The organism is Streptomyces sp. SS7 (genome assembly GCF_037993025.1).
Lineage (GTDB): Bacteria > Actinomycetota > Actinomycetes > Streptomycetales > Streptomycetaceae > Streptomyces.
This window is the reverse complement of sequence record NZ_CP141223.1, coordinates 4,739,163-4,765,499: the sequence shown is the minus strand read 5'-3', so window position 1 is coordinate 4,765,499 and position 26,337 is coordinate 4,739,163. Positions and strand designations below refer to the sequence as shown.

Annotated in this window: 26 protein-coding genes and 3 pseudogenes; 15 read left to right on the top strand and 14 right to left on the bottom strand. The window is 70.7% G+C overall.

The genetic code is table 11. From position 1 onward, the window contains the following. Positions 1–119 precede the first annotated feature (119 nt). Positions 120–965, top strand: a complete 846-nt coding sequence (locus U5640_RS22030) for a helix-turn-helix transcriptional regulator (protein ID WP_340377487.1) — start codon at positions 120–122, stop codon at positions 963–965. Then, on the top strand, positions 962–1,222 hold the full coding sequence (locus U5640_RS22025) for a DUF397 domain-containing protein (protein ID WP_340377486.1): 261 nt from the start codon (positions 962–964) through the stop codon (positions 1,220–1,222). The genes U5640_RS22030 and U5640_RS22025 overlap by 4 nt, the downstream gene beginning before the upstream one ends. On the opposite strand, the gene U5640_RS22020 is transcribed toward U5640_RS22025, so the two are convergent. Further along, complete coding sequence (locus tag U5640_RS22020; protein ID WP_340377485.1) at positions 1,204–2,403, bottom strand: macrolide family glycosyltransferase; 1,200 nt, start codon at positions 2,401–2,403, stop codon at positions 1,204–1,206. The two genes, U5640_RS22025 and U5640_RS22020, sit on opposite strands and share 19 nt — an antisense overlap. Before the next feature lie 303 nt (positions 2,404–2,706). On the opposite strand from U5640_RS22020, the gene U5640_RS22015 reads away from it, so the two are divergent. Next, positions 2,707–3,933: a wax ester/triacylglycerol synthase domain-containing protein gene (locus U5640_RS22015; RefSeq protein WP_340377484.1), complete on the top strand. Its 1,227-nt coding sequence runs from the start codon at positions 2,707–2,709 to the stop codon at positions 3,931–3,933. A gap of 16 nt (positions 3,934–3,949) precedes the next feature. Here U5640_RS22015 and U5640_RS22010 read toward each other — a convergent pair whose 3' ends face one another. The 3 genes from U5640_RS22010 to U5640_RS22000 all read right to left on the bottom strand — a co-directional run bounded on the left by U5640_RS22010 (position 3,950) and on the right by U5640_RS22000 (position 7,654). Further along, positions 3,950–4,609 carry a response regulator transcription factor gene (locus U5640_RS22010; RefSeq protein WP_340377483.1) on the bottom strand — a complete coding sequence of 220 codons (660 nt, stop codon included), beginning with the start codon at positions 4,607–4,609 and terminating at the stop codon, positions 3,950–3,952. A 6-nt stretch (positions 4,610–4,615) separates the two neighbouring features. Next, entirely contained in the window at positions 4,616–5,998 is a 1,383-nt protein-coding gene (locus tag U5640_RS22005) for a histidine kinase (RefSeq protein WP_340377482.1), read from the bottom strand. Positions 5,999–6,241: 243 nt separating this feature from the next. Continuing rightward, entirely contained in the window at positions 6,242–7,654 is a 1,413-nt protein-coding gene (locus U5640_RS22000) for an arylsulfotransferase family protein (RefSeq protein ID WP_340377481.1), read from the bottom strand. Between the two features lie 956 nt (positions 7,655–8,610). On the opposite strand from U5640_RS22000, the gene U5640_RS21995 reads away from it, so the two are divergent. Beyond that, a complete protein-coding gene (locus tag U5640_RS21995) occupies positions 8,611–9,729 on the top strand; it encodes an alpha/beta fold hydrolase (RefSeq protein WP_340377480.1) in 1,119 nt (372 codons plus the stop codon). Between the two features lie 144 nt (positions 9,730–9,873). Here the strand turns inward: U5640_RS21995 and U5640_RS21990 are convergent. After that, positions 9,874–9,969, bottom strand: a pseudogene (locus U5640_RS21990) (IS5/IS1182 family transposase); the annotation flags it as partial. Here U5640_RS21990 and U5640_RS21985 point away from each other — a divergent pair. From U5640_RS21985 to U5640_RS21975, 3 genes are all read left to right on the top strand, one after another. Further along, positions 9,946–10,449 (top strand): sulfurtransferase TusA family protein, encoded by a 504-nt coding sequence (locus tag U5640_RS21985; protein ID WP_340377479.1) that lies wholly within the window; start codon positions 9,946–9,948, stop codon positions 10,447–10,449. The pseudogene U5640_RS21990 and the gene U5640_RS21985 sit on opposite strands and share 24 nt — an antisense overlap. A gap of 528 nt (positions 10,450–10,977) precedes the next feature. Further along, positions 10,978–11,481, top strand: a complete 504-nt coding sequence (locus U5640_RS21980) for a hypothetical protein (protein WP_340377478.1) — start codon at positions 10,978–10,980, stop codon at positions 11,479–11,481. 70 nt (positions 11,482–11,551) lie between these two features. Beyond that, entirely contained in the window at positions 11,552–11,914 is a 363-nt protein-coding gene (locus tag U5640_RS21975; RefSeq protein ID WP_340377477.1) for a signal peptidase I, read from the top strand. Positions 11,915–11,951: 37 nt separating this feature from the next. Here the strand turns inward: U5640_RS21975 and U5640_RS21970 are convergent, their stop codons facing one another. After that, positions 11,952–12,551, bottom strand: a complete 600-nt coding sequence (locus tag U5640_RS21970; RefSeq protein WP_340377476.1) for a DinB family protein — start codon at positions 12,549–12,551, stop codon at positions 11,952–11,954. A gap of 48 nt (positions 12,552–12,599) precedes the next feature. Further along, entirely contained in the window at positions 12,600–13,265 is a 666-nt protein-coding gene (locus U5640_RS21965) for a hypothetical protein (RefSeq protein WP_340377475.1), read from the bottom strand. Positions 13,266–13,793: 528 nt separating this feature from the next. Here U5640_RS21965 and U5640_RS21960 point away from each other — a divergent pair. Both U5640_RS21960 and U5640_RS21955 read left to right on the top strand, forming a co-directional pair. Next, entirely contained in the window at positions 13,794–15,377 is a 1,584-nt protein-coding gene (locus U5640_RS21960) for a carbohydrate-binding protein (RefSeq protein WP_340377474.1), read from the top strand. Between the two features lie 79 nt (positions 15,378–15,456). After that, positions 15,457–15,630 carry a DUF6191 domain-containing protein gene (locus tag U5640_RS21955; RefSeq protein WP_340377473.1) on the top strand — a complete coding sequence of 58 codons (174 nt, stop codon included), beginning with the start codon at positions 15,457–15,459 and terminating at the stop codon, positions 15,628–15,630. Between the two features lie 127 nt (positions 15,631–15,757). Here the strand turns inward: U5640_RS21955 and U5640_RS21950 are convergent. Then, positions 15,758–16,606, bottom strand: a pseudogene (locus U5640_RS21950) (Rieske 2Fe-2S domain-containing protein); the annotation flags it as partial. Positions 16,607–16,720: 114 nt separating this feature from the next. Continuing rightward, on the bottom strand, positions 16,721–18,172 hold the full coding sequence (locus U5640_RS21945; protein ID WP_340377472.1) for an aldehyde dehydrogenase family protein: 1,452 nt from the start codon (positions 18,170–18,172) through the stop codon (positions 16,721–16,723). 57 nt (positions 18,173–18,229) lie between these two features. Between U5640_RS21945 and U5640_RS21940 the strand changes: the two genes are divergently transcribed. Beyond that, positions 18,230–18,712, top strand: coding sequence for a DUF1569 domain-containing protein (locus tag U5640_RS21940; protein WP_340377471.1), 483 nt, complete (start codon positions 18,230–18,232; stop codon positions 18,710–18,712). Then, the gene (locus tag U5640_RS21935; protein WP_340377470.1) at positions 18,705–19,361 is read left to right on the top strand and encodes a TetR/AcrR family transcriptional regulator; all 657 of its coding nucleotides are present in this window, start codon (positions 18,705–18,707) and stop codon (positions 19,359–19,361) included. The genes U5640_RS21940 and U5640_RS21935 overlap by 8 nt, the downstream gene beginning before the upstream one ends. A 129-nt stretch (positions 19,362–19,490) precedes the next feature. On the opposite strand, the gene U5640_RS21930 is transcribed toward U5640_RS21935, so the two are convergent. Continuing rightward, positions 19,491–20,216: a sugar isomerase domain-containing protein gene (locus tag U5640_RS21930; RefSeq protein ID WP_340377469.1), complete on the bottom strand. Its 726-nt coding sequence runs from the start codon at positions 20,214–20,216 to the stop codon at positions 19,491–19,493. 83 nt (positions 20,217–20,299) lie between these two features. Here U5640_RS21930 and U5640_RS21925 point away from each other — a divergent pair, with 83 nt between their 5' ends. Continuing rightward, complete coding sequence (locus U5640_RS21925; RefSeq protein WP_340377468.1) at positions 20,300–21,007, top strand: SDR family oxidoreductase; 708 nt, start codon at positions 20,300–20,302, stop codon at positions 21,005–21,007. A 100-nt stretch (positions 21,008–21,107) separates the two neighbouring features. Then, positions 21,108–21,338: pseudogene (locus U5640_RS21920) on the top strand (hypothetical protein); the annotation flags it as partial. A gap of 29 nt (positions 21,339–21,367) precedes the next feature. On the opposite strand, the gene U5640_RS21915 reads toward U5640_RS21920, so the two are convergent. Both U5640_RS21915 and U5640_RS21910 read right to left on the bottom strand, forming a co-directional pair. Further along, entirely contained in the window at positions 21,368–22,336 is a 969-nt protein-coding gene (locus tag U5640_RS21915; protein ID WP_340377467.1) for an alpha/beta hydrolase, read from the bottom strand. Positions 22,337–22,448: 112 nt separating this feature from the next. Beyond that, on the bottom strand, positions 22,449–22,766 hold the full coding sequence (locus U5640_RS21910) for an antibiotic biosynthesis monooxygenase (RefSeq protein ID WP_340377466.1): 318 nt from the start codon (positions 22,764–22,766) through the stop codon (positions 22,449–22,451). Positions 22,767–22,915: 149 nt separating this feature from the next. Here U5640_RS21910 and U5640_RS21905 point away from each other — a divergent pair, with 149 nt between their 5' ends. Together U5640_RS21905 and U5640_RS21900 are read left to right on the top strand one after the other, a co-directional pair. Next, positions 22,916–23,821 (top strand): AraC family transcriptional regulator, encoded by a 906-nt coding sequence (locus U5640_RS21905; RefSeq protein ID WP_340377465.1) that lies wholly within the window; start codon positions 22,916–22,918, stop codon positions 23,819–23,821. A 159-nt stretch (positions 23,822–23,980) separates the two neighbouring features. Beyond that, complete coding sequence (locus U5640_RS21900; RefSeq protein ID WP_340377464.1) at positions 23,981–24,730, top strand: SDR family oxidoreductase; 750 nt, start codon at positions 23,981–23,983, stop codon at positions 24,728–24,730. 148 nt (positions 24,731–24,878) lie between these two features. Here the strand turns inward: U5640_RS21900 and U5640_RS21895 are convergent, their stop codons facing one another. Both U5640_RS21895 and U5640_RS21890 read right to left on the bottom strand, forming a co-directional pair. Further along, entirely contained in the window at positions 24,879–25,118 is a 240-nt protein-coding gene (locus U5640_RS21895; RefSeq protein WP_340377463.1) for a Tn3 family transposase, read from the bottom strand. 35 nt (positions 25,119–25,153) lie between these two features. Continuing rightward, complete coding sequence (locus U5640_RS21890; protein ID WP_340377462.1) at positions 25,154–26,326, bottom strand: pyridoxal phosphate-dependent aminotransferase; 1,173 nt, start codon at positions 26,324–26,326, stop codon at positions 25,154–25,156. Positions 26,327–26,337 lie beyond the last annotated feature (11 nt).

The following is a 26,337-nucleotide window of genomic DNA, read 5'->3' as shown; positions in this document are numbered from 1 at the left end:
CTCAGCGTGGCCGTCTCTGCTTACCGTGGATAGTGACTACGCGGTTGCGTACAGTCACTGTCCACTCTTTGTCCGGTGCTGTCCGGGCATGTCGAGCACGGTCTGAGGGGGCCTTCGGGATGACGCAGGGAGACGAGCCGGGGTGGGAGGTCGACCCCACCGACGAGTGGGGCGTCGCGGTGGTCGCCACCGTCGCCCGGCAACTCAAGCTCCGGCGCGAGGCGGTCGGCATGCGGGCCGGCGACTTCGGCACGGCCGTCGGGTACGGCGAGGACATGGTCTACAAGATTGAGAGCGGGAAGCGGATTCCCCGGCCCGAGTTCCTGGACAGGGCGGACGAGGTGCTCGGGGCGGGTGGGCTGCTCTCCGCGATGAAGGAGGACGTCAAGAAGGTCACGTATCCGAAGAAGGTTCGGGAGATTGCGGAGTTGGAGGGGAGGGCGGTTGAGATCGGGGTCTACGAGTGCAACAACATCCACGGTCTTCTGCAGACGCCGGAACACGCACGTGAGCTGTTCGACGTCTGGCAACCGCAGTACGCGCCTCACGAGCTGGACCGCATGCTTGCAGCTCGGATGGCACGCCGGTCCGTCTACGAGCGCGAGCCCGCCCCCTCACTCAGCTTCGTCCAGGAAGAGGCGACCCTCCTCCGACAGGTAGGGGACACAATGGTGCGGCGGCAGCAGTTCGAACGCCTTCTGGAGGTGGGGCGGTTGCGCAACGTCACCTTTCAGGTGATGCCGCTGAACAGCGGGCCCCACCCCGGACTGAGCGGGAGGATCGAGCTGCTGAAGTTCGAGGACGGTTCTGCGGTCGGGCGTTCCGACGGCGCGTTCAACGGCCGAGCGATCACTGACCCGAAGCAGCTCCGCATCCTTGACCTGCGCTATGGCACGATCCGAGCCCTGGCTCTCCCGCCGAGGGAGTCGCTGGCCCTCATCGAGAAACTGCTGGGAGAGACATGACCCGCGACACCGCTGACCTTGCGTGGTTCAAGAGCAGCTACAGCAGTGGCAGCGAGGGCGACTCCTGCCTCGAAGTCGCCCTGGACTGGTTCAAGAGCAGCTACAGCAGCGGTCCAGACGGAGACTCCTGCCTCGAAGTCGCCGCCACCCCCACCCTCATCCACGTCCGCGACTCCAAGCACCCCGACGACGGTCCCACCTTCCACGTCACCGGTCGTGCCTGGACGGCGTTCCTCTCCTACGCCTCAGGCGCGTAGCGGCGCGGGGCCGCGGAGCGGAGGGCTTCCTCGATGAGGTCGGCCGCCGCCACGGCCCCTCCCGCGGCGGCGAGTTCGGCCCGGAGCGAGGTGAGGCCCGCGCGGATCGGGGAGGAGGCCGTCACCGTCCGGACCGCCTCGCGCAGCGCCGCCGGGGTGGCCTGTTCGCGGGGGAGGTGGACGCCCAGGCGGAGGTGGGCGATCTGGTCCGCGTTCACGCGCTGCTCGGCCATCTGGGGGACCGCGACCATCGGGACGCCGTGGGCGACCGCCTCCATCGTGCCGCCCATGCCGGCGTGGGTGACGAAGGCCTCCGCCCGTGACAGCACGGACACCTGCGGGACGTGCGCGTGGACCTCGATGTTCGACGGGAGCGGTCCCAGGTCGGACGGGGCGTGCTCGAAGCCCACGGACATCACCACGTGGTGCTCGCCGTCCGCGAACGCCTCGACGCAGGCGCGGTAGAAGTCGGGGCGGCGGGTGAACTGCGAGCCCAGGGAGATCAGGAGGACCCGCGCATCGGGGTGCGGCGGGTGCCAGGTGCCCTGGTGGGAGCGGTCGCCCAGGATGGGGCCGGTGTAGGCGACGCGGCCGGCGCCGACCGTGTCGGGGCGGCGCTGGAAGGCGCGGGGCAGGGCGGCGATCGCGTAGGCCGGGGACTCGAACTCGTGCAGGCGGGCGGGGTCCAGGCCCCGGGAGGCGAGGGCGTCGGCGAGGTCCCGGTAGCCGGGGAGGTCGGGGACGGCGGGGATGCCGTCGAAGAACTCCGGGATGATGCCGTCGTAGGAGAGGTGGGTGGGGGAGAACAGGACCGTGGGGATGCCGTACTGGGCGCCCAGGATCAGGCCCGCGAAGCCGTACACGTCGTAGAGGATCAGGTCGGGGCGGTCGGCGCCGTAGGCGCGGGTGAGGGCGGGGAGGGCGCCGAGGGAGGCGTGGACCGCGCGGGCGAAGCCCTCGGAGAGCCGCTCGGGGGGTTCCGAGCCGTCTCCCGCGTCGACCGGGTAGAGGACGGGTTCCGCGCCGGCCGCCTTCACCTGGTGCAGGAAGTGCTCGCTGATGCCGTACGTCACCCGGTGGCCCCGGCGGACCAGCTCCTCGACGACTCCGAGCGTCGGGTTGACGTGCCCGAGCATCGGCAGGTTGACGACGGCGACATGAGCGGGGCGGGTGCCGGGCACGGGCGTGGTCCTGTCCTGTGGGCGGTGCGGTGCGCGATTCTGCACAACGAACCCGTACCGCCGTGCGGGCCCCTCCATGACGAAGGACCACCCCATCGGGGAGGTGGGGACGGCTGTGTGTTCGGCCCCGGGGAACACCGGTCCTCCTCCATGCGGGGCGGCGGCTACGGCGTCGCTCGGCATGCGGATGCTCCGGCGAAGGGGGCGCGCGGTCCGCCGACCGGACTGCCGCACGGCGAGTGACCGCGGGTCGTGCCGGTCCGTTGGGTTACCACGGACCCGCGAACACACAGGAGCAGCCCGATGCCCGGATCGATGCCTCTGCCCTTCCTGGAGGAGGGGATGGCCCGCTGGCCGTTCGGGCCGCCCAACGCCGGGGTCTGTCTGGACCTCGGCGGCACTGCGCCGACGGCCGCCGAACTGCGCGCGCTCGTCGCCGAGCGGTGGACCCACCTGCCCCGGCTGGGCCGGCGCCTGCTGCCCGGGCCGCGTCGGCACCGCTGGGCGACGGGAGAGGACGGCGACCCCGCCGGGCAGGTCACGCGGGACGACGTCACCCTGCAGGAGGCGGTGGACGGGTGGTTCCGCACGCCCTTCCCGGAGGGGAGGCCGCCGTGGAACCTGCACCTGCTGCGCGGGGCGGCCGACAGGGAGTTCTCGCTGCTGTTCCGGATGCACCACAGCCTGCTCGACGGCCGCTCCCTCACCACCCTGCTGCGTGCCCTCCTCGACGGCGCCCCGCCGGTCGACGCCGCCGCCGCTCTCGCCGAGCCGCGCACCCTGCGCCGCACGGCGGTCGGCGGTCCCGGCCTGCTCACGGCGGGGCTGGCGGTACCGCCGCCGGGCAAGGGGGAGCGCCGGCCCGCGTTCACGGTGGTGCGGTTGCCCGGCGACCTGCTGCGCGGGGCGCGCCGGGCCGTACCGGGGCAGCCGGTCACCACCAACGAGGTGTTCCTCGCGGCCGCCTCGGGCGTTCTGCGCTCCTGTCTGCTGGCCTCGTCGGAAATCCCGGACGCCTCGGAGCGGGTCTGGCTGTCCGTGCCCGTCGACCAACGGCCGCCCGGACACGGGGACTTCCTCGGCAACGCCTTCGCCAACGTACGGGTGTCCGCGCCCGTCGGCCTGGCCGCTCCGGCGGCCCGGCTCGCCGCCTGCGCCGGCCTGCTGACCACGGAGGTCCGGCCGCGCCGCCCGGCCGAACGGCTCCTCGAAGAGGTGGCCGGGGCCCTCCCCGGCGCCGGGCAGGCGCTGGCCCGGCGCCGCCTCTTCGCCCCCGCGTACGCCCCCGCCGCCTGCTCCTACGTCCACCTCCGTGAATGCGGCCGCACCCTCGCCGGCCGCCCCCTGCGCCGTGTCACCGCCGTCCCCATGGTCCCCCCGGCCGACACGGTCACCTTCACCCTCGGCGGCTGCGCCCGCGGCCACACCCTCGGCGTGGCCACCAACTCGGGCGCGGAGGACGCGGAACTCCTCGCCGAGTCCTTCCTGCACGAACTGGGCCTGCTGGGGCGGACCGCCCGCACCCCCTAGTGCCGTGTCCGGCCGGTCAGCGGTTGGTGGGGACCAGGCCGCAGTCGTACGCGGTGATGACGGCGTGAATGCGGTCCCGCAGGTGCAGTTTGTGCAGGATGGCCGAGACGTAGGTCTTGATGGTGGTCTCGCTCAGGTGAAGTTCCGCCGCGATCTGCGCGTTGGAGCGTCCTTCGGCGACGTGGACCAGGACTTCACGCTCGCGTCGGGTCAGTACGTCGAGCCTGTCGAGGTTGCGCGGCGCACCTGGCGGTGCGGTCCGTGCGACATGGTCGAGCAGCCGCTTGGTCGCGGTGGGTGCGATGACGGCGTGTCCCGCGGCGACCGTGCGGACGGCGTCGGCGAACTGGTCGGCCCGGGTGTCCTTCAGGAGAAAGCCGCTCGCGCCCGCCTGGATGGCCGCGTGCACGTTCTCGTCGGTGTCGAAGGTGGTCAGGACGAGGATCTTCGTGGCGGCGCCGGATGCCGCGATGGCCCGGGTGGCGTCGATGCCGTTGACGACGGGCATACGGATGTCCATCACGACCACGTCGGGCCGCAGGGTCTCGCTCAGGGCTATGGCCTGGCCCCCGTCGGAGGCCTCACCGACGACGTCGAAGTCGTCCCGGGCCTCCAGAATCATCCGGAAACCGGTACGGACCAGCTCCTGGTCGTCGACGATCAGCACTCGGAGCATGTCGCGTCACCTGTCTTCGCGGGGATCGGGCGGGTCCAACGGTGGATTCTCGGGCGGAGAAGCGCCCTGTCCTACGGCCACGGAGACGCCCTGTTCTTCCGCCGTGAAGGCGGCGCCGGCCCCCATCGGTATGCGGGCACTCACCTGGAAGCCCCCCGCTTCCCGGTTGCCCGAAGCGACCGTGCCGCCCAGGGCGTGCACCCGGGCCGCCATGCCGGTCAGTCCCCGGCCGCTCCCCGCGAGCGAGGGCGGGACCGGCGCGCCCCCGCGCAGGCCCCAGCCGTCGTCCGTGACGTCGACGACCAGGACGCCGCCGTCCGGGTCGTCCGCGGAGTGCCGGTGGGCGACGCTGACGACGGCGCGACGGGCGTGGGCATGGCGCAGGGTGTTGGTGAGGGCCTCCTGGACCACGCGGTAGGCGGCCAGGGCGACCGTCGGCGGCAGCGCCGGAACGGGCTGCGCGACATCGAGGTCGACGGCCAGGCCGGTGGCCCGGACGTGGTCGATCATGGGCAGGAGCCCCGACAGGTCGGTGTCACCGTGCGAGGGCGTCCGGGGCGTGCCGGTGGCCGAGGAGGCGGCCGGGGAAGCGGGCGCGTCGGAGTCGTCGTGGAGGGCGTTGAGCAGGGAGCGCAGATCCTTGAGGGCTTGGCGGGACACGTCTCCGATGGCCTCCACCGCGGCCTTCGCGCGGACCGGGCTGTGCTCGAAGCCGTCGGCCGCCGCCGTGGCCTGGATCACGACCACGCTGATGGTGTGGGCCAGCACGTCGTGCACCTCGCGAGCCACGCGCAGGCGCTCCTCCGCGGCCGCGGTACGCATGAGCAGGGCATGCTGTCGGGCCGCGGCGGCGCTGCGCTCGTACAGCCGCTCCACATGCTCCCGTGTGCGCTGGGCACGCTCCCGGCGGATGCCCGTCCGCAGCCCCGTCATGATCACGAGCTGGAACACCGCGCAGACGGCCGCCGCCCGGGTCGCCCCGGGCAGGGGGCGCATCGCGAAGGACTCCGCGAGCGTCGCCGCGATGCAGAACGCGGTACTGACCGGGGTGATGCCGACGTTCGACGCCGCGCTCCCGGCCGCGACCAGCACGGCGTAGGAATCCACCCGCCCGCCGCTGCGCGACAACTGCGCCAGAAGGTCGGCGACCAGGGAAACGCCGAGAACCGTCAGGGGCAGGCGCTCGCGCAGGACGAGAGAACCGCAGCCGATCAGGGCGCACGCACACCGCCACGCCGTCCATGTCGACGACGCGGGGGCTCCGAGAGCGTTGCCGTGGGTATCCCAGAACGAAAGGAACATGACAAGCAGGGCGATCCCGGTGTCCCTCGCCGTCGACCGCGGCACCCCCACCCAGTCGCAGACCGCTGCCTGCCAAGGCGTCCTCACGGCCCGAACTATAACTAGGGGTCCCAGCAGTACTCGCCGAAAAAACCACGGAGTAGCCCTTGACCTGCGGCGATATGGGTTCGGCGCGGTCTGTGGTCACGAGTCCTCCGCCCTGGCGGCCGTGGCTGTCTGCGCGTCGTGCGAAACGGGGACCACCTAGGAAACACCGCCGTTGCTTCGGGAGGACCGGGGCTGCTGAGCACCGCTTCGGCGCCTGCCTGCCACGGTGCCCCTGGTCAGCCATCAGCTGGGCCGTCTCACGACCTTGGAGGCCTTGAGGACCCTCCCTCTTGCATCCAGTGCCCTCACCTGGAAGTACGGTCCGGGGTCGTTCGTAGTGATGGCGGTCTCGAATCCGGACCGTGGGGCGTGTCCGACGACGACCGACAGGCAGTCGGGGTCAGATCCGGCGAGCACCTGCCATGCTCTGGTCTGCGTCGAGCCATTCCAGGAAGCGTAGACGACGCTGCCCCCGCCGCCGGCCCGTGCCGCCGCACTCGGCGGGTAGTACGGCGTGCCGATCCATTCGTTCCGAAACGCTCGGTACGAGATGTTTGAGCCCGGCAGTTTCGCGTCGTAGAGCAGGCTCTGCAAGCCGTTGCCCTCAGTGTTCCCCGCCCCCGCGTACTCCGAATAGTACGGACTCTGGCCCCACCCGATGAATGCGTTGCCGTTGGAAAGGGTCTGGGTGTTTCCCTGGGTCGGCGAGTACAACGGCGGCTCGTGGTAATAGGTCTTCACCGCGGTCGCCCTGCGATGGTCGAAATCGAGGCTGAGGATCAGGCCATGTGACTGCTGTTCGGGTGCACCGTCGGGCAGGTCACAACAGCCGTCGTCGAACATGCTGATCCGGTTTCCCGGCCGGAATCGGGCATCGTGCTGCCAGTAGAAGTCCGCGTTCGGGCCGAAGGTGAAGTCGCTCTTCTTCCCTCCGATCTGATAGCGGATCCGCCCGGATCTCTTGGAGATGTCGTAGATGGCCCACATGTTCCGGGCCGAGATCAGCAGCCGGCCTCCAGGCCCCTCGTCGATGGAGTTGACGTGGAAGGCGTCCCACACCCCATCGGACGACGACGCGCTGGAGACCGGCTCCTCGGAGTCGGCCGGGTCCAGGTGGTCCAGCGCGCTCCACGAGTAGAGGAGTCTCCCCGTGGCGAGGTCGACCTCCTGGACCTCGCTGTTCAGGATGGCCCCGTTCTTCGGACCCCCATAGGGCGTGAGATCCATGGGCACCGGCTTGGAGGCGAGGAACAGCGCAGTGCCCCTGCGGGTCAGGGTGAATTCGTGCTCGTCCGGGTAGTAGCCGTGATGCGCGAAGACTGTCTTGAGCAGGCGGTAGTGGGTGTCGTAGATGTAGTAGCACCCGCCCGGTTCCGGCGCACCGGCCGGCAGGTTCGTATACCACGGCGGAAGGGCGAGGGACCCCTGCCACCAGGTCAGCACCGGCTGTCCCCTGCCCCTGCCCCTGCGGGCGTCGTAATAGGTCTGGACCTTGAAGTCGGCGTTCTGGAGGTTGGTGGAGGGCAGCGGGCGAAACCAGACCGGATTGCCGGAGTTGTCGTTGATCAGTGCTCCGGTCTGGCCGACCATCTGGTCCGCGCTGAACGGGCCGACAAAGATGTCTCCGCGAGCCGTCCCCGGTTTGTTCGCGGTCACCTTCACTCGCATGGGGTGAAGGCCCGGCTCCGAGACGAAACTCCACACATCGCTGCCCGACAGGATCGGGGGCGGAGCACTTTCCGATGGAGGGGCGGGCTCCGTCGCGCACGGGCGGGCGCCCCCTTGTGGACTCGCCGCGGCCGAGGGCACGCAGTTCGCGACGACACACCCCGCGACGAGCATGCAGGCCCCGACGGTGCGGCGGGTCCCTCTTCGTGCCCGGCGAGCCCGCAGCTCTCGCGTTGCCATTGCCGACCTCCTTGGCGCCCGGGCACCCCTTCTCCGATGACGGTGCCACTAAGTCTTCGAACCTCTTGGCCGGTTCACCCCTCCGACCCGGAATGACCAAGATCGGGAGTTGTTCCTCGGGTGACGGTAAGCAGAAAGGGGCCTCTGCGCCTGCCCAAAGCCGCTCAGGTAGGCCATTCGGCAGGCGCGGCCTCACCCGGGCGTGCGACAGCGCCATCGGAGAACCCGTCAGGGGTTTCCTCGGCGACGGTGAACACCGGATCCGGGCACAGCAACCCGAATGGCGCACCGAACCGGCCCTCGGCAGGCGCAGGTCCTCCTTGCCGCCTACGGTCAACGATGAGCACACAGCCTCGCCGCCCTTGAGCCGCGGACTCCCCACGTTTCGGCGCACTGCAGGAAGCCCAGGGTGGGAAGAAGACGAAAGCGGGGTCGCGGGTATGACCGACGCAGCGATACACACTCCTCCGCCCGGGCCGTCCCCCCGCGCAGGCCTCCCGAAGGAACCGGGCCGGCGCAGACTCCGCCGGAGGGTCTTCCTTCACAGGCAGAGAGCATGTGCGGTCGTACTGCTGACCGCGCTCCTCATCGGCGGGTTCATCGCTCCATCGGGAGGCCCGGCCGGCTCCACCGATGCTGCAGGCAACGGGGACGTAGTAGGTGTTCCCACCCCTCTGCGCAACATGCCCCGGGGGATATCCGCCGTGGCCGACGGCAAATTGCTCGTCTACCGCATGCCCGGTATGCGGGGGGACCAAGTCAATGCGACGGCCATGCTGTTCCTTCCCAAGAAAGCACCTCCGGCAGGAGGCCGGCCGCTTTTCGTCTGGGGGCACGGAACCGTCGGATGGGCACCGCAGTGCGCGCCCAGCGTCCAACTCCAGGAACACAACACCTGGGTCGACGGCTCAAACGACGCCTTGCTGGCGGCCGTCCTGAAGATGGGCATCGCCGTCGTCGCGCCGGACTACGAAGGGCTGGGACCGGTGTCCGCAGGCGTCACCACGGGGCACGGCTACTACGACCTGTCCAGCGAGGGCAACTCCATGATCTTCGCCGCGGTCGCCGCACAGCGCTACCTCGGCACCGAACTGTCTGGGCAGTGGGTCCCGGCGGGATGGTCGGAAGGCGGCTTCGCAGCACTTGCCGCCGCCTACTACTCCGACTCGGCCACCAAGGCAGACCCCGACCTGGAATACCGCGGTGCCATCACCCTCGCCCCGGTTCCAGACGTTCCCGCCATGAACAGAATCCTGTGGCAGGACATCGACAACACCTCTCGATCCGGGCTCCCCCCGACGGACCATCAGATCGACCAGCTGGTCTTCGCCAACGCAGAAACCATCTACTTCACGAAGACCGAACGCCACGCGGGCTACGACGTCGACCCGAACCAGGTCTACGGCCCGAACATGCTCAAGTTTTACCACCAGGACTGGCAGCGCTGCCTGGACGACCTGAACGCCCTCGTCAAGCAGGACATCCAGAACTATCTGAGTGCCTCCCCGTCACACCGTCTGGACTCCTATCCGGGGGTTCGCGGAGACACACCCAACTCGCTTCCGGAGAACAGACGATTCTTCGAGCAGAACCAAGGCAAGCTCGAAACCTCAACCCTGCCGGGCTCGGTCCTGTGGCTGTACGGAACGGATGACATCACCAGCCCGAACTCCGTCACCTACGACGTCGTCAACAAGATGGTGGCCAACGGCAACGACATCAACCTCTCTGTCCTGGAAGGGGCAGGCCACTATGACGTCCCCATCGTCGGGCTACCGCTGATCCAGGCCCGCCTCAAACAACTCTTTGCCGTGGGGTCGTAACGAGCTGGCCCCGGTTTCGTAGAGTCTGCCGAAGAGCTCGGGACAGCAATGACGCCCGTCCGAAAGATGAGTTGCTCCCAGCCGGGAGCGTCAGGCCACCGCTTTGCAAGCGGCCCTGGCTTGACGGTTCTTCCGGCGGCACTCGGTCAGACGGCGGGTCATCAGAATGACGGCGGCCCAGTTGATCAAAGCATCGCTGACCTGCGGCAATCTCTCGTGGTCCCGACAGCGGCGCCGAGCCCGCCCGCACATCACCACCGCGCCCCTGCGGCGCTGCCTCCAGCCGACCTCACCGTCGACGGCACCGGTCTGCTCTGCGTCACCCTCCTGCTCAAGCTGCGCACCGCCATCGACGGCGTGAAGCCCGGCACCATCGCCCACGTCATCGCCACCGACCCGGCCGCACTCCTGGACCTGCCCGCCTGGTGCCTCCGTCAACTCCAGCGACTTCGCAGGCCGCCACCCCAGATACTTCGCCACCTGCCGCAGATGATCCGTACGCGTCTGCCCCCTCGACACCCCGTAGCCGCACAGCACCTCGACCGGCAGGCCGAGCTGCCGGGCCAGCCGCCCCACCGCCGCCGGCGGAGCGGAGGGGACCTCGTCCGGCACGAAGCCCAGCCACGCAGCGCGCACAACTGCACCGCGGCGCCGAGAACCGTCTGGGGACGCAGGAACTTCCGCAGTGACGCCTCATCCGCCGGAGTGAGGGTGAAGTAGCGGATCAGCTCGTCCTTGCCGATCGCCGGGAACGAGCGCAGGTCCTCCAACTCCTCATCGGAGAACACCCGCGTTGCCATCTGCCCGCTCCTCTCGCCACCGGATTCACTCGTTCAGCCCGACGAGCCATCGGCTCCACAGCAACGGGCCAGGTCAGGGGCCACTCCGTTGGTTTTTCGGCGAGTACTACGGGGACCCCAACTACGCCGAACCGGTGTCCCGGAGGGCCGTCGCACCTGCCCCGAGGAAGGTGTCCCGAGCCCGTCCCACCCCTTCCACGGAAGGAGGAGAGGACGCCGACACGAAGGATCCGCGGCTCCCGCGCCCCGACCTATGCTGCCGGTGCGTTCCTGCGGCGCCCGCTCAGCGAGTCCACCGACGGCACGTCAAGTCACGGACCCTCAGCACCTTTTGGCCTCTTCTTGGGGTCTCCGTGGTGTCCGCTTGGCACCTCCTTGGCATGACCGTGACATCCCTGGCCCCTGTCCCCGTCTCCGTCCCGTCCCGGTCCCCGGAAGAAGGCAGCACATGAGAATCAACCTGACCACGCTCGCCGAGCGGTCCCAGCGTGTCCTCAAGCTGGAGGAGCCGATCGAGGCGGTCGGCATCTTCGGTCTCCAGGACGACTATCTGGGCCTGGCGGTGGGGGGCGTCGCGTCGAGCACCGTGGCCTCCATCCTGGACGCCGACGCGCTCACCGACGGAGTGCTCGCCGTGATCGGGATCCGCGCGGCCCGCCGGGTCAACGCCAACTCCCAGGGGGTGACCGTACGCATGGTCGTCGTCGTCACCGCGACGTCGATCCACCTGCTGTCCCTCGGGGGCTGGGGGTACGAACCCGAGCGTGAGCTCCTCCGTATGAACCGGGCCACCACCACCAGCCAGGTCAAGTGGTGGGGTCTGTCGCGCCGCTTGAAGCTGAGGGACGCGGATGGTCAGAAGATCGAACTGACCAGCTCGATCTCGTACCTCTCCTTCTACCGGAAAGGCGCCAAGGCCATTCTCGCCGCACTCGCCCCCAAAGGGGCCTGACGTCGGCTCGCCCGCCGGCGGCAGGGCGGCCGCGGTGGCGTCGCCTGCTCGCCTGCTACCTTCCCGGCCCATGAGCGACACCGTGTACGTCGGCAACGCGGGCGAGGACGCGGCACTGGACCGGGGCTGGCTCCTCGGTCACTTCAAGGACGCCTCCGATCCCCGGCACAGCGAGGACGTGGAGATCAAATGGGGCGTCCATCCGAAGGGCGACGAGCGGGGCCAGTGGGTCACCGGGGAGGCGCGCACCGCACTGCTGCTGCTGATCAGCGGGCGTTTCCGGGTCGAACTGCCAGGCCGGAGCGTCCTGTTGGCCGAGCAGGGCGACTACGTCCTGTGGGGGCGGGGTGTCGACCACTCCTGGCACGCGGAGGAGGACTCCGTCGTGCTGACCGTCCGCTGGCCGTCCGTCCCCGGGTACGCGGTGCCGTGAGCGACGGCGACGGCGAGGGCGTGGGCGCCGGGCGGGATCAGCTGTCGGCCGCCTGTCGGGCCGCGCGCTCCAGGCGCTCCCGGTAGGCCTCCCAGCCCGCTCGGTCCACTGGCGGCAGGTTGTCGTTGCCCTGGAGGAACCCCGCGCTGCCGTCGATGAGTTCGCGCACGATGTCGGCGTGCCCGGCGTGCCGCTGCAGGTCGGAGATCACATGCACCAGGACGCGGTGCAGGGTCACCTCCCGCCGCTCCTCCGGCCACCAGGGGACCCGGCCGGTGGCGTCCAGATCCAGCGCGGTGATCGTGGCGTCGGAGTGCTCCCACACCCGGCGGTACAGCCCGACGATCTCCTCGCGCGACTCGTCCGCGGTGGCCCACATGTCCGCGTTGGGTTCCGCGTCGTCCCCGTACCACGCGGGCGGCGGGTCCGAGGCGAAGAACGGCCGCCCGAACACGTCGCCGAAGTAGCCCAGTTCCACCCCGGCGACATGCTTGACGAGCCCCAGCAGGTTCGTCCCGGTGGGAGTGAGCGGGCGCCGGGCGTCGTACTCCGAGAGTCCTTCGAGTTTCCACAGCAGGGTGTCCCGCGCGCCCTGGAGGTACCGCTGGAGGTCCGCTTTCGGGTTCGGTTCGCTCATGGCAGGCAGTGTGCCCGAAGGATCGCCGGCTCGTCGTGCACGACCGGGTCAGCTGAGGCAGACCAGCCCCAGCAGGCAGACGTCCGACGGCGAGGTGGACGCCGACGACGTGCCCGTCTGGGACGACGAGGACCCCGTCGACGAGGACCCCGTCGACGAGTTGGACGTCGATCCCGACGTGTCCGACTCGTCCGTCGCGGTCGAGGTCGAGGGGGACGTCGACGAGGGCCCGTCGGTCGTGCCGGTCGTGCCGGTCGTTCCGGCCGTGCCGCCGGGGGCGGTGACCGTGCCGTCGTAGGGCGAGGTGGTGGTCTGCCGGGGGGCCGTGGCCGTCGGTGCCGTCGTGCCGGTCCGCGGGGACGCGGCCGTGTCCGGGCGGATGCCCGTGGGCACGTCCTGACCGCGTGCGCGGTCGCTGGACCGCGACGGGGCGGTGGCGTCGGCGGAGGAGGACCGGTGCGTGTCGGAGCCGGTCGCCGTCGGGCGGGTGTACTCCGACGTCGGTTCCTCCCGGCCCGACACGGTGGGGTTCTCCGGTGCCGACGCCGCCTGGGCCCGGTCGCCGCCCTGCCGGTCCAGCGCGACGGCGCTCAGCCCGCCGCCGACCAGGGCGACGGCCGTGGCGACGACGGCGCGGCGCTGGTTCTTCTTCCAGCGGGCCAACTGCCGCCGCCGCGCCGCCCGCCCGAGCGGCGCGGACTGCGCGGACGCCACGGCCGGAACCGTCGCCACCGCCGGAACGACCGCCACGAGCGGCTCGGCCGGCACGCTTTCGGGTGCGGGTGCGGGTGCGGGTGCGGGTGCGGGTGCGGGTGCGGGTGGCGGGACGGGTGACGGGGCAGGCGACGCACCGGGCCTGGCCGCCACGGTGCGACCGCCCGAGGTGACCGGAGCTATGTCCGGGGCGTATGCGCCGCATCCGGGGCACACCAGGGCGCCGTTGAGATGTCGGCGACACGTGGAGCAGTAGTCCATTGCGGTCTTCGCTCTTCCTGGGGCGGGGGTCCGGTGGCGGGCAACGCTAACGACTCGGGCGACGGACTGTGTGCAGTCCGTGTGAGGCTCCTGCGTGAATCCCTTGTGGATCTTCTGGACGTCCGGACGCGTCCATCTACATGAACATCAATCATGTACGCGTCCCTGCACGTCTCTTGACGTGTCCGGGCTAGCCCCTTAACTTCCGGGAGAAAGCGCTTTCCAGTTCGGCCGACCCGCACTCGTCCCGTTCCTGGAGATGAACCCATGCAGCTGAGATCCGTCATCGCGTGCACCGGCCTGCTGGCGGGCGCGCTGGTCGCGCTCGCCGGCACCTCGCCGGTCCAGGCCGCGACCGTCCGCCACGAGGCGGAGACCTCGCCGGCGGTCTGCACCGGCACCATCGACTCCGACTGGACCGGCTACTCCGGCAGCGGATTCTGCAACGGCACCAACTCCACGTCCGGATACGCCCAGTTCACCGTGAACGCGGCCACCGCCGGCCCGGCCACCCTCACCGTCCGGTTCGCCAACGGCACCGCCACCGCCCGCCCGGCCTCCCTCGTCGTCAACGGGACGACCGTGCAGACGCCGTCCTTCGAGGCCACCGGCGCCTGGTCCACCTGGGTCACCAAGACGCTCACCGTGACCCTCGCCGCGGGCAGCAACACCATCCGCCTCAACCCCACCACCGCGGAGGGCCTGCCCAACGTCGACTACGCCGAGGCGACGACGACCGACAGCACCACACCCCCCGCCACCGGCGCGCTCTACGTCTCGCCCAGCGGCACCGACGGCGCCGCCGGCACCTCCACCGCGCCCACCACCCTCACCTCGGCGATCAGCCGGGTCGGCGCGGGCGGCACGATCTACCTGCGCGGAGGGACGTACACCTACTCCTCCACGGTGACCGTCCCGCAGACCAACAGCGGTACCGCGAGCGCCCGCACCACCCTGTCCGCCTACCCCGGTGAGACCCCGGTGCTCAACTTCGCCGCACAGAGCGAGAGTTCCGCCAACCGCGGGCTCCAGCTCTTCGGGTCGTACTGGAAGGTGTACGGCATCGTCGTCGAGCGCGCCGGGGACAACGGCATCTACGTCGGCGGCAGCCACAACGTCATCGAGCGCACGGTGACCCGCTACAACCGCGACACCGGGCTCCAGCTCGGCCGGATCGCCTCCTCGACGGCCAGGGCCGACTGGCCCTCGGACAACCTGATCCTGAGCGCCGAGTCGCACGACAACGCGGACTCCGACGGCGAGGACGCCGACGGCTTCGCCGCCAAGCTCACCACCGGCACCGGGAACGTGTTCCGGTACGCCGTCTCCCACAACAACATCGACGACGGCTGGGACCTCTACACCAAGACGGACACCGGCGCGATCGGCCCGGTGACCGTCGAGGACTCCCTGTCCTACAACAACGGCACCCTCTCCGACGGGACCGTGAACGCCAACGGCGACCGCAACGGCTACAAGCTCGGCGGCGACAGCATCGCCGTCGACCACGTCGTACGGCGCAGCATCGCGTACCACAACGGCAAGCACGGCTTCACGTACAACAGCAACCCGGGCTCCATGGCGGTGTCGAACAACCTCAGCATCGACAACGCGCAGCGCAACTACTCCTGGGACGCGGGTACGTCGGTCTTCCGCTCCAACACCTCCTGCCGCTACAACGTCAGCGGCTCCAACGACAAGACGGTCGGCGACGCCGACAGCACCAACCAGTTCTGGACCGGCACGAACGGCTCCCGCTGCGCCTCCTCCTACGGCGGTGCCCTGGCCTGGTCGTTCGCCTCGGACGGCAAGCTGGTCGTGACCCTGGGCGGCACCCGGGTCACGCTGTAGCCGTCCGGGACGGCGGGAGGGCTCGGGCCGGGGAAGCGGCCCGGGCCTTCTGCGCGGCAGTCCCGGCGGTCATGGTGTCGTGGGGTTCGCCGTCTTCCATGACCTTGCCGGGGCTCGTCACCGTGCTGACGGGCTCAAGGAGCGGCAGTCGGCTCCGGTGCTGCGGGACGCCGAGGAGGACGGGGCTCCGCCGCGTCGGACGACGGTCGATCTCGACGGGGGTGTGGTGGTCGTGCGGAGGCCGCAGGCGTAGCGGTCTCGGCCTCGGGCGCGACCTCGGGCGCGGTCTCGGTCTCGGGCGCCGTCTCGGTCTGCTGGGGATAGAACTGGGCGTACCAGCGGCGCAGCTGCCGTATGCCCTGTTCATGGGGGAGCAGGACCGGGCGGGGCTGGTGGATCTTGTGGTCCCAGATGTGGACCTCCTCGCGGACCTCGCCGAGTGCCTCCGCGCGGAAGACGAGCTTGAGGGCGGGGGTCAGGAACCGGGCGCGCTCCGGTTTGCGCAGGTAGTACAGCATCCGCAGCTCGCTGGTGCGGTCGTCCACGGGGGTGCTGAGGGCGACGGCCGTCACGGAGAGGACGGGGCCGTGGGTGCGGACGACCATCACTCCGGGGCCGTACATGAAGGCGTCGAAGGTGTTGTCGATGTCCCGGCCGAGGACCCGCCGCCGGATGCGGCCGCGCACCTCGGCGAAGGGGCCGTCCACCTGCCAGTCCTGGACGGGGGGTTCGGCCTGCCCGTGGATGAAGTGGAAGTGCGACTCGTCGACGATGTTCTCGCGCATCTCCTGGATGTGGACGCGGGCCCGGCAGGTGTCGTCGACGGGGGAGGCGAAGTCGCGGGAGGTGGTCTCCGGGATCTCGGGGACCTCCCAGGAGGGGTCGTCGGGGCCGACGTGCACGAGGACGAGTCCGCTGTGCTCGCGCACGGGGAGCCCGCCGAGGGAGACCTTGGGGGTGCGGACCGCGAACGGCGCCTCGACGCACCGCCCGTCGGCCCCGAACCGCCAGCCGTGGAAGGGGCACTCGACCGTGCCGTCGACGACCTTCCCGCCGGCGCCCAGGTGTGCACCGTAGTGCGGACAGTGGGCGTCCCGGACGGCCGCCCGCCCGTCGGCGCCCCGGAAGGCGATCAGCGCCCGGCCGAAGTAGTGCAGGCTGAGCACCTCGCCCGGGCGCAGTTCGGCGGAGCGCGCCACGGCGTACCAGCCGTACGGCACGGCCGGCATCGGGTAGGCGTCGGCTCGTGGATCGCGGGGGAGGGCGGCGAGGAGCGCCCCGGTCTTGTCATGACTCCGTCGTAAGCGCATGGGGTGATGCTAGGGCCGCGAGGGGCGGGTGGGTCAGAGGAAGGTGCGCAGGAAACGGGCCTTCCTGGGGGTGTACGGGGGGTAGACCGCGCGCAGGGGGTCCAGCAGGAGGGGCTTGTCCAGGACGGCCTTGGTGTGGCTGAAGGTGTCGATCGAGTGCGCCCCGTGGTAGCGGCCGAGGCCGCTCTCGCCGACGCCGCCGAAGGGCAGGCCGGGCACGGTGAGGTGGGCGTTCGGGATGCCGAAGGCGAGGGCGCCGGAGGAGGTCTCGGTGGCGAGCCGCTGCTTGGTGTGCCGGGAGGAGGTGAAGCCGTACAGGGCGAGGGGCTTGTCCCGGGCGGTGATGAACGCGATCGCCGCGTCGAGGTCGGGGACGCGGACGATCGGCAGGAGGGGGCCGAAGATCTCCTCGCGCATCACGGGCGCGTCCGGGTCCACGTCGGCGAGGACGGTGGGGGCGAGGTAGCGGGTCGTGCGGTCGTGCGCGCCGCCGGTGACCAGACGGGCGCCGCCCGTCCGCTGTCCGGCGCCGTCCAGCAGTGTCAGGAGGCGGTCGAAGTGGCGGTCGCTGACGATCCGGCCGTAGTCGGCGCTCGCGGCCGGGTCGGGACCGTACATCTCCTGGATCGCGGTGCCGAGGTGGTGTTCCAGGGCGGGGGCGGTGTCGCCGATCGCGAGGACGTAGTCGGGGGCGGTGCAGGACTGGCCGGCGTTCATGAACTTGCCCCAGACGATGCGGCGGGCGGCGGCCGCGAGGTCGGCGCCCGGCTCGACCACCACCGGGGACTTGCCGCCGAGTTCCAGGGTGACGGGGGTGAGGCGGCGGGCCGCAGCGGCCATGACGATCCGGCCGACGGTGCCGTTGCCGGTGTAGAAGATGTGGTCGAACGGCTGCTCCAGCAGGTCCGTCGTCTCCGGCACCCCGCCCTCGACGACCGCCACGGCCTGCGGGTCGAGGGCCTGCGGCAGCAGATCGGCGAGCAGCGCGGAGGTCGCGGGGGCGAGTTCGCTGGGCTTGACGACCGCGCAGTTGCCCGCCGCGAGGGCGCCGACGAGGGGCGCGAGCGCCAGCATCACGGGGTAGTTCCAGGGGCTGATGATCAGGACCGTGCCCAGCGGCTCCCGTACGGTCCGGGCGCGGGCCGGGGCGAGGGAGACGGGGACCGGGACCCGGCGGGGGCGCAGCCAGCGGCGCAGGTGGCGCAGGGTGTGGTCGATCTCGTTGACGACGAACCCGGTCTCGGTGACATGGGCCTCGGTGGCGCTCTTGCCGAGGTCGGCGTGGAGAGCGGCGGCGAAGTCGGCCTGGTGGGTGGTCAGGAGATCGCGCAGGGAACGGAGTTGGGCCTGGCGCCAGGCGAGGGGGCGGGTGCGGCCGATGGCGAAGGCGGCGCGCAGCCGGGCGACGGTGGGGGCGGCCGTGTCCGGGGTGGTCGTGCGGGGAGTGGCCGTGTCCGGGGTGGTCGTGTGCGGCGTGGTCGTCATGGCGGGCACGATATACGAAACGAAAGGATTTCGTTTCGTATTGCTTATACTGGGGGCATGCCCACCGCCCCCGCCTCCACCCCTGCCTCCCCTCCCGCACCCCTCACCCGGCTCGCCGAGCTGCTCGGCGCGTCCCTCGACCGGCCCGAGAGCGACCTCCTCGCGCCGGGCGGCTCCTGGAACCTCTCCCAGACGCTCCAGCACTGCGCCCAGACCGTCGGCTACTCGGTGACCGGCTACCCCCGGCTGAAGCCGGCCCTCTTCCGGGCCACCGCCGGGACCCTCGCCAAGCACGTCTTCCTGCGCCGGGGTGCCACCCGGCACTCCCTCGACGCGGAACTCGACGGCGCCCCGCCCCTGGACCCCGCGCTCCCCGTCGCCGAGGCGGCGGCCCGGCTCGCGGAAGCGGTGGCCCTCTTCACGGCCCACACCGGTCCGCACCGCCTCCACCCGGCGTACGGCCGCTGCACCCACGCCCAGTACGAGCGGCTGCACGCCATGCACCTGGCCGAGCACCTGCCGGGGCTGGCCGATGCCTGAGGGCCCGGGTGCGGACACGGGCGGCGGCCCGCCCCGGCGCGGCCGGCCCCGGGACGCCGGCCGGGACCGGGCCCTGCTGGAGGCCACGCTCGCCGTGCTGGCCGAGAGCGGGTACGGCGGGCTGACCACGGGCGCGGTGGCGGCCCGGGCCGGGGTGTCCACCGCGACGCTCTACCGCCGCTGGTCCTCCAAGGAGGAACTGGTCCTCGCGGCCGCCACCACCCGCACCGAGGACCTGGTGAAGCAGCCCGACACCGGCAGCCTCGAAGGGGACCTGCGGGCCCTGCTGCGGGACAAGGCCGCGAGCCTGACCGGGGAGAGCGGCCGGCTGATGCGCGCCCTCATCGGCGAGGCCGCGCACAACGACGCCCTCGCCGAGGCCCTCGCGACCGGCTTCCTGGTGCCCGTGCGGCGCCGGGTGGAGGAAGCCGTGGGCCGGGCGGTGGCCCGGGGGGAGATCCCGCCGGTCGACGACCCGGAGATGCTCGGCGACCTGGTCGTGGGGCCGATGCTGAGCCACTTCCTGATCACGCCCCGGCTGCCCGAACGGGTGGACGCACGGGCCGCACGGGCCGGGGCGGACCGACTGCTGCCGTTCGTCCTGCGCGCCCTGGGCGCCGCACCACCGGGCCCCACCGTACCGGCTTAGACGCCATTTCAGTTGGCGAACGGCGTTGCGTAGACGAATCCAGTGACGGACCTCAACGCGGTCACACGCGAGTCGAGATCCGTTCTGGTGAGCGTTCGCGGACAAAGGAGCCCTGGACGCTTGAACGGCTCACAGCATGGGGATGGCTGCCCGGTAGTCGTCGAGGTATCGCTGGTTGACCGCGTCGCCGTCGGGAAGATTGGAGCTGCGCCAAAGAGGCAGGGGCACCTGCTGGGTTGCGGAGAGCCGGGCCAGACGGGCCAGTAGCAGGTCCCACAGGTAGGCGGAGCAGATGGTGGAGATCGACGCGGTCGCTCCGCTCGGTGTGGGCACGACCGCGTCGCCAGGCGGGATGACGGTGTCGAGCACCGTGTCCGCTACGTCATCGAGCTTGGCGAAGGATCGTGCGGGTGCCTGTGCCATGTGCAGGCGTGAGGAAACTGCGACGACGTAGGCGCCGCGCTGCTTGAGTTCGTGGGCCGCTTCGACCGGGAACGCGTTCACGCCTGAGTTCGAGAAGACGACGGCGAGATCGCCCGGTTGGACGCCCGCCGGGGCGACCAAGGTCGCCGCCAGCCCGCTGACTCGTTCCAACTCGGTGCTCGCCTGGGCGCCGTTCAGCGGTAGCAGCGCCGGATGGAACAAGGGGCGCACACAGCTCAGTCCTCCGGCGCGGTAGAAGGTCTCCAGGACCGCAGCCACACTGTGGCCCGCCGCCGTGGTGTGCACGATCCGATCTGCGCGCGCCACGTCGAGCAGGCGCGCCGCAACCTCGTCCAGGGCCGCGGTGTTGTGTTCCTCGATCATGCGGAGATGGGCGCGCATCGCGGCCCCGAAGTCGTCACTGAAGTCCACGGATGTTCTCCTTCGCTGGCTCGTGGCAAAACTTAGCACAGTGGTCTAGACCTCTTGCGTTTGTAATGGCTAATCTGACCTCCATGAACGATCCCGTCTTCCTGATCACCGGAGCCTCCCGCGGTATCGGAGCCGCCACCGCCCGACTGGCCGTCGACTCCGGGTACCGCGTGGTCCTGGCCGCACGGACTCACCACTCCGTGGCCGAACTTGCCGCCCAGCTGGGCGGCCCCGACAGAGTCCTGCCGGTCGCCTGCGATGTCACCGAATGGGGCCAGATCAGCGGACTCGTCAGCCAGGTCCAGGACACCTGGGGCCGACTGGACGTTGCCTTCGCCAACGCCGGCTCCAGTGTGATCACGAGCTTCCTCGGCGCCGACGGCGCACCGCCCGACCAGTGGCGGGACATGGTCCTCGCCAACGTCTACGGCCCCGCCCTGACGGCACGTGCCACCTTGCCCGCCCTGGTCGCCTCCGGCGGTCACCTGGTGTTCACCGGGTCGGCCGCCGGGCGGGGGGTACGCCCGGGCAACCTGTACTCCGCCACGAAATGGGCGGTCAACGGCCTCGCCCAGAACATCCGCGCCGAGTGCGTCGGCACCGGTGTCCGGGTCACCCTGGTCCAGCCCGGCCTGGTCGACACCGGCGGCATCCCACCCGAACGCGCCCACGACCCGAAACTCGAACCCGGCGACGTCGCCCGCGCGGTGCTCTATGCCGTCACTCAACCCGCCACTGTCGACGTCAACGAGATTCTCGTCCGCCCTGTCGGCCAGGGCGCCTACCGCTAAAACGTCATTTCACTTGGTCAGCCGGCGGTGACATATGAGGGTCGCGGCGATGGCGGTGAAGGCGAGGAAGTGTTCAGACGGGGGAACCGGCGGCGCGTCCGCAGTCGGCGGGGTGCCGTGCACAGGCTGGGACCTGCACGAATACCGCCATTCTGGTCTGACCCACCTCGGCGAGTCCGGGGCCGGCCTGCCCATGCTGATGGCGAAGTCCCGGCACGAGAAGCCGGAGAACGTACGGCGCTACTTCCACCCCTCGGCGGAGGCGATCGCCGAGGTCACCAGCCTGCTCGCGCCCAAAGACAGCAGACGCCGAGGTCTTGGCCAAGGCTGAAGCGTACGACCGGAACTCGTCGACTTCACCTATGCGGCGGGGTTCGTGGGCAGGAGCCGGGCGAGCCAGTCGGTGCGGGTTCGGCGGGCTGTGGCCGAGATGTGTGCCTGCGGGTACAGGGCGTCGAATCCGTGGAAGCCGCCTGCCCAGACGTGGAGTTCGGCCTGGCCGCCGGCCGCCCAGATGCGGGTGGCGTAGGCGGTGTCCTCGTCGCGGAAGACTTCGGCGGAGCCGGTGTCGATGTAGGTGGTCGGCAGGTCCGCGAGGTCGTCGGCCAGGGCGGGTGAGACGTATGCGGGTACCTCGTCGTCGGTGAGGTCGCCGAGGAGGCAGCGCCATCCGAATCCGTTCATCTCGCGGGTCCAGACGCCGGGCCCGTTCGAGTACTGAAGGCTGGAGGTGGTGGTGTTGCGGTGGTCGAGCATGGGGCCGATCAGGACTTGGGCGGCGATCGTCGGGGTGCCGAGGTCGCGGGCCAGCAGGGTGACGCCGGCGGCGAGGCCGCCGCCCGCGCTAGCGCCTGCGACGATGATCCGGGCGGGGTCGATGCCCAGTTCGGCGGCGTGGTCGGCGATCCAGAGCAGTCCCTGGTAGCAGTCGTCGACCGGGATGGTGCCGGTGGACTCGGGCGCGAGCCGGTAGTCGACGGAGACCACGACGGCGCCGAACTCGTCGAGCCACTCCAGCGGGATGTCGATCTGTGAGAAGCGGTCGCCCATGACCATCCCGCCGCCGTGCATCCAGTAGACGCAGGGTGCGGCAGCGGTGCGATCGCTGTTCGCGGGGCTGAAGACGGACAAGGGGATCGGGGTGCCGTCCGAACTCGCGACGGTGACCTCGCGCCGGTCGATAGCGCGACCTTCGAGGAGGGGTTCGACGGGCATCGAGGAGAAGGGGCGTACCTGCGCCAGCACTTCCGGGCTGAGCTGGGACATCAGCGGCATGTCGGCCAGGAGTTCATGCAGTTCGGGGTCGAGGGAGGGGCGTGCTGTGGTCATGGTCGTTGCCTCTCGTGGGTGGTGGCGGGACGGTAGGGCGAGGACGGGGGCCGCCTCGGTGGGCACCGAGGCGGCAGACGCCGGGGTGTGGGGTGTGGGGTGTTCGGCGGGGTCAGAGGGCGGATTTGCCGCGGACCGGAACGTAGTCGGTGTACTCGGAGTCCTTGGCGAGCAGCGGGTCGATCTGCGCCACGATGGCCTGGGCGGTCTTGCCGGCGAAGACGCGGTGGTGGTCCTCCTCGCTGGTCCAGCCTTCGGCGACGTGGACGACGTCGGGGTCGGACGCGGAGCGGGAGACGAGGTAGACGAGGCAGTATTCGCTCGCGCCGGGGCTGCCCTCGTTCAGTCCGGTCAGCAGCAGGTCGACGAGCTGGTCGCCCATACCGGGCCTGGCGGTCAGGGTGGCGCTGAAGCCGTAGTCGGCAATCATGGATTCCTTCTCTTCCTCTTCGGTGATGGAGTGCAGTGATTCCATTCAAGCGGGTTGACCTGCGGAAACGTTAGAACGATGCTCGTTCGTACTTGCACGATCCTCGCGGCTTTGGGAACCGTTGCGCGGAATGGTGCTGCAATGGACGCATGTACCTCGAAGAACTCCGCACCCTGCTGGCCCGCCATGCGCGGCCCGACTGGACCACCGCCGTCGACGGCGTCCTCATCTCGAAGGTCGACCGCCCTGATCCGCCGGCGCCTTCGATGTCCGGCACGCTCCTGGCGGTCATCGCGCAGGGCGCCAAACGCCTCGCCCTGGGTGAGAGGGTGTTCGAGTACGGGCCCGGGCAGTACCTGGTTGCATCCGTCGATCTGCCTGTCACAGGACAGTTCACCCAGGCCGACCCCAAGCAGCCGGCGCTGGGGGTCGGTCTCGTCCTGGAACCGTCCGCCGTTGCCGAGCTGCTGCTTGAGGCCGGGCCCGGAGACGCCCCCCGGAGCAGCGGGGGCGCGCCGTCGGGGATCGCCGTCAGTGACGCTCCGGCCGCGCTGCTGGACGCGGTGGTCCGGCTGGTGCGTCTGCTCGACGAGCCCCGTGACCGGGCCGTACTGGCCCCGCTGGTCAAGCGCGAGATCCTGTGGCGTCTGATCACCGGCGAGCAGGGTGCGACGGTTCGCCAGCTCGGCCTGGCCGACAGCAGCCTCAGTCACATCTCGCGGGCCGTGCGCTGGATCCGCGAGCACTACGCGCAGCCCTTCCGGGTCGAGGACGTGGCGCGGCAGTCCGGCATGGGCGTCTCCGCCTTCTACCGCAACTTCCAAGCGGTGACCGCGATGAGCCCCATCCAGTTCCAGAAGCAGATCCGGCTCCAGGAGGCCCGGCTGCTGCTTGCCACCCACCCCGGAGACGTCACCGGAGTCGGCCACCGCGTCGGCTACGACAACCCGTCGCAGTTCAGCCGGGAGTACCGCCGCCAGTTCGGCGCGCCCCCCAGCCAGGACGCCGCCCGCCTGCGTCAGGCCGTGCGCGCGCCAGCAGGTCTCCTGCCCTGACCTGGGTGGGCTTTGCTGGAGGATCGTGCAAGGAGTAGCGAGGATAGTTCTACTATCTCCGCAGGTCAGAGCGATTCAATGGGATCACCGGTTCTCCCGTGGAGCAGGAAAATGCCTGCCTACCCGTATGGATCCCACCACATCGCAAAGGGGCACAACATGAAGACAGTTCTGATCACTGGTACCTCATCCGGGTACGGGCGGGAGACCGCCCTCTACTTCCACTCGCAGGGGTGGAACGTCATCGCCACCATGCGGACGCCGCGTCCAGGCGTCCTTCCTGAGTCGGACCGGCTCCGCGTCATCGAGCTCGACGTGACCAGGCCCGAGAGCATCACCGCCGCGTTCGAGGCCGAGGGCCCCATCGATGTCCTGGTCAACAACGCGGGCGTGCCCTCGATCAGCGTGTTCGAGGGCACCCCCATGGCCCGAGTGCGGGAGGTCTTCGAGACCAACACGTTCGGCGTGATGGCGATGACGCAGGCGGTGCTGCCCCAGTTCCGCGAGCGTGGCTCCGGCGTGGTGGTGAACGTGACCTCGAGCGTGGTGCTGGGGCACATGCCGCTCTCGGCCGTCTACAAGGCGAGCAAGATGGCCGTCGAGGGGTTCACCGCCTCCCTCGCGCTCGAGCTCGCGCCGTTCGGTGTGCGGGCGAAGACGGTCGAGCCGGGCGCCTGCCTGACGACGAACTTCGCGGCCAACGCGACGAAGGGCGCCTCGCTGGACGAGCTGGTCCCGGCGCCCTATGCACCATGGGCGAAGAAGGCCATGGGCGACTTCACGGGCCAGGACCTGTTCACCAAGGAGAGCGACGTCGCCGAGACAGTGTGGCGAGCCGTGCACGACACGACGGGCCAGCTGCGATTCCCCGCCGGCCCCGACGCGGTCTCGCTCTCTCAGGCGAAGTGATCGGCCAGCAGGCAAGGTCACGCCGCACTCGTACCAGGACCCGGCCCCGCGCCCACGCACCGGGTCGGCTCGCGTGTCGGGCGCTCACCCCGATAAACGGGAACCTGACCAACGACGAGAATCCGGACCAGTCCGCCCTGGGCCACGGTCACGGCCGGGACGCCGGCCCGCCGATGACCGGCGTGTGGCCGACGTTGCAGCCGTGCGCGACCAGCAGCGCGGCGACCGTCATGTGCAGGTCCTTCAGCCTGGCCTCGCCGCCGGTGATCGAGGCGAACGCCTGGTCGGCGCCAGTCCACGAGAACACCTCCAGCAGGACCTCCGGCAGGTCGACGCGGCCTGCTTGTCGCCACCGGCTTCGGCAACAGCGCGGCCCTGGCGTGCTCACGCCATTCCGGCCCACCCGGGAGCGGGCACCGGCCTCTAGGGGGCGGCCAGGAACTTGCCCAGCCTGGCCAGGCCCTCGCGTAGTTCGCCGGACGACGCCGCGTACGAGAGACGGACATGGGTCTCGGCCGTGGCCACGCCGAAGTCGCGGCCCGGGGTCAGCGCCACATGGGCCTCCCGCAGGGCGCGGGCGCAGAACTCCCAGGAGGTCAGGCCGGTGGCGGCGACGTCGAAGTAGGCGTAGAACGCGCCGTCCGGCGGCACCGGCACCGGCAGCCCTATCCGCTCCAGGCCGTCGAGGACGAGCGCCCGGCGCTCGGCGAACTCCACCCGCCGGGCCTCGGCCACGGCCAGCGACTCGGGGGTGAAGCACGCCAGGGCGGCGTGCTGGGCCGGGGCGGACGCGCACAGGAAGTAGTTCTGGGCGAGGCGCTCCAGCGCGGGCACGAGGGCCTCGGGCACGACGCACCAGCCGAGCCGCCAGCCGGTCATGCCGAAGTACTTCGAGAAGCTGTTGATGACGACGGCGTCGGGATCGTGCGCGAGGGCGGTGCCCGGCGGGCGGCCGAGGCCGTCGGGGTCGCCGAGGTCGAGGTAGATCTCGTCGACCAGCCGCCACGCCCCGCGCTCCCGGGCGAGGGCGCACAGGGCCCGCAGCTCGTCCGCCGGGACGGAGGTGCCCGTGGGGTTGGACGGGGTGGCGATCATGACGCCGCAGGTGCGGTCCGTCCACTGCGACCGGACGGACGCCGCGTCCAGCTGGAAACGGGAGGCGGGGCTGGTCGGCACGAGGCCGACGCGGGCGCCGAAGCTCTCCATGATCTGCCGGTTGCACGGGTAGGACGGGTCCGCGATCAGCACCTCGTCGCCGGGGTCGACGAGGGCGGCGGCGGCCAGCACCAGCGCGGCGGAGGCGCCGGCGGTCACCACCACCCGGGCCGGATCGACCTCGACGCCGTGCCGGTCGGCGTAGAAGCGGGCGATCGCCTGCCGCAGCGCGGGCAGCCCGAGGGCCGCCGTGTACGCCATGGGCCGGCCGTCCATGGCGGTGCGCATGGCCTCCAGGACGGCGGGCGGCGCGCCGAAGTCGGGCTCGCCCAGGCTGAGTTTGACGACGTGGTGACCGGCCGCCTCCAGTTCGGCGGCCTGCTTGCCGAACTCCATGGCGTAGAAGGGGGCGATGGCCCGGGCGCGCTGCGAGATCCTCATACCGTCGATTT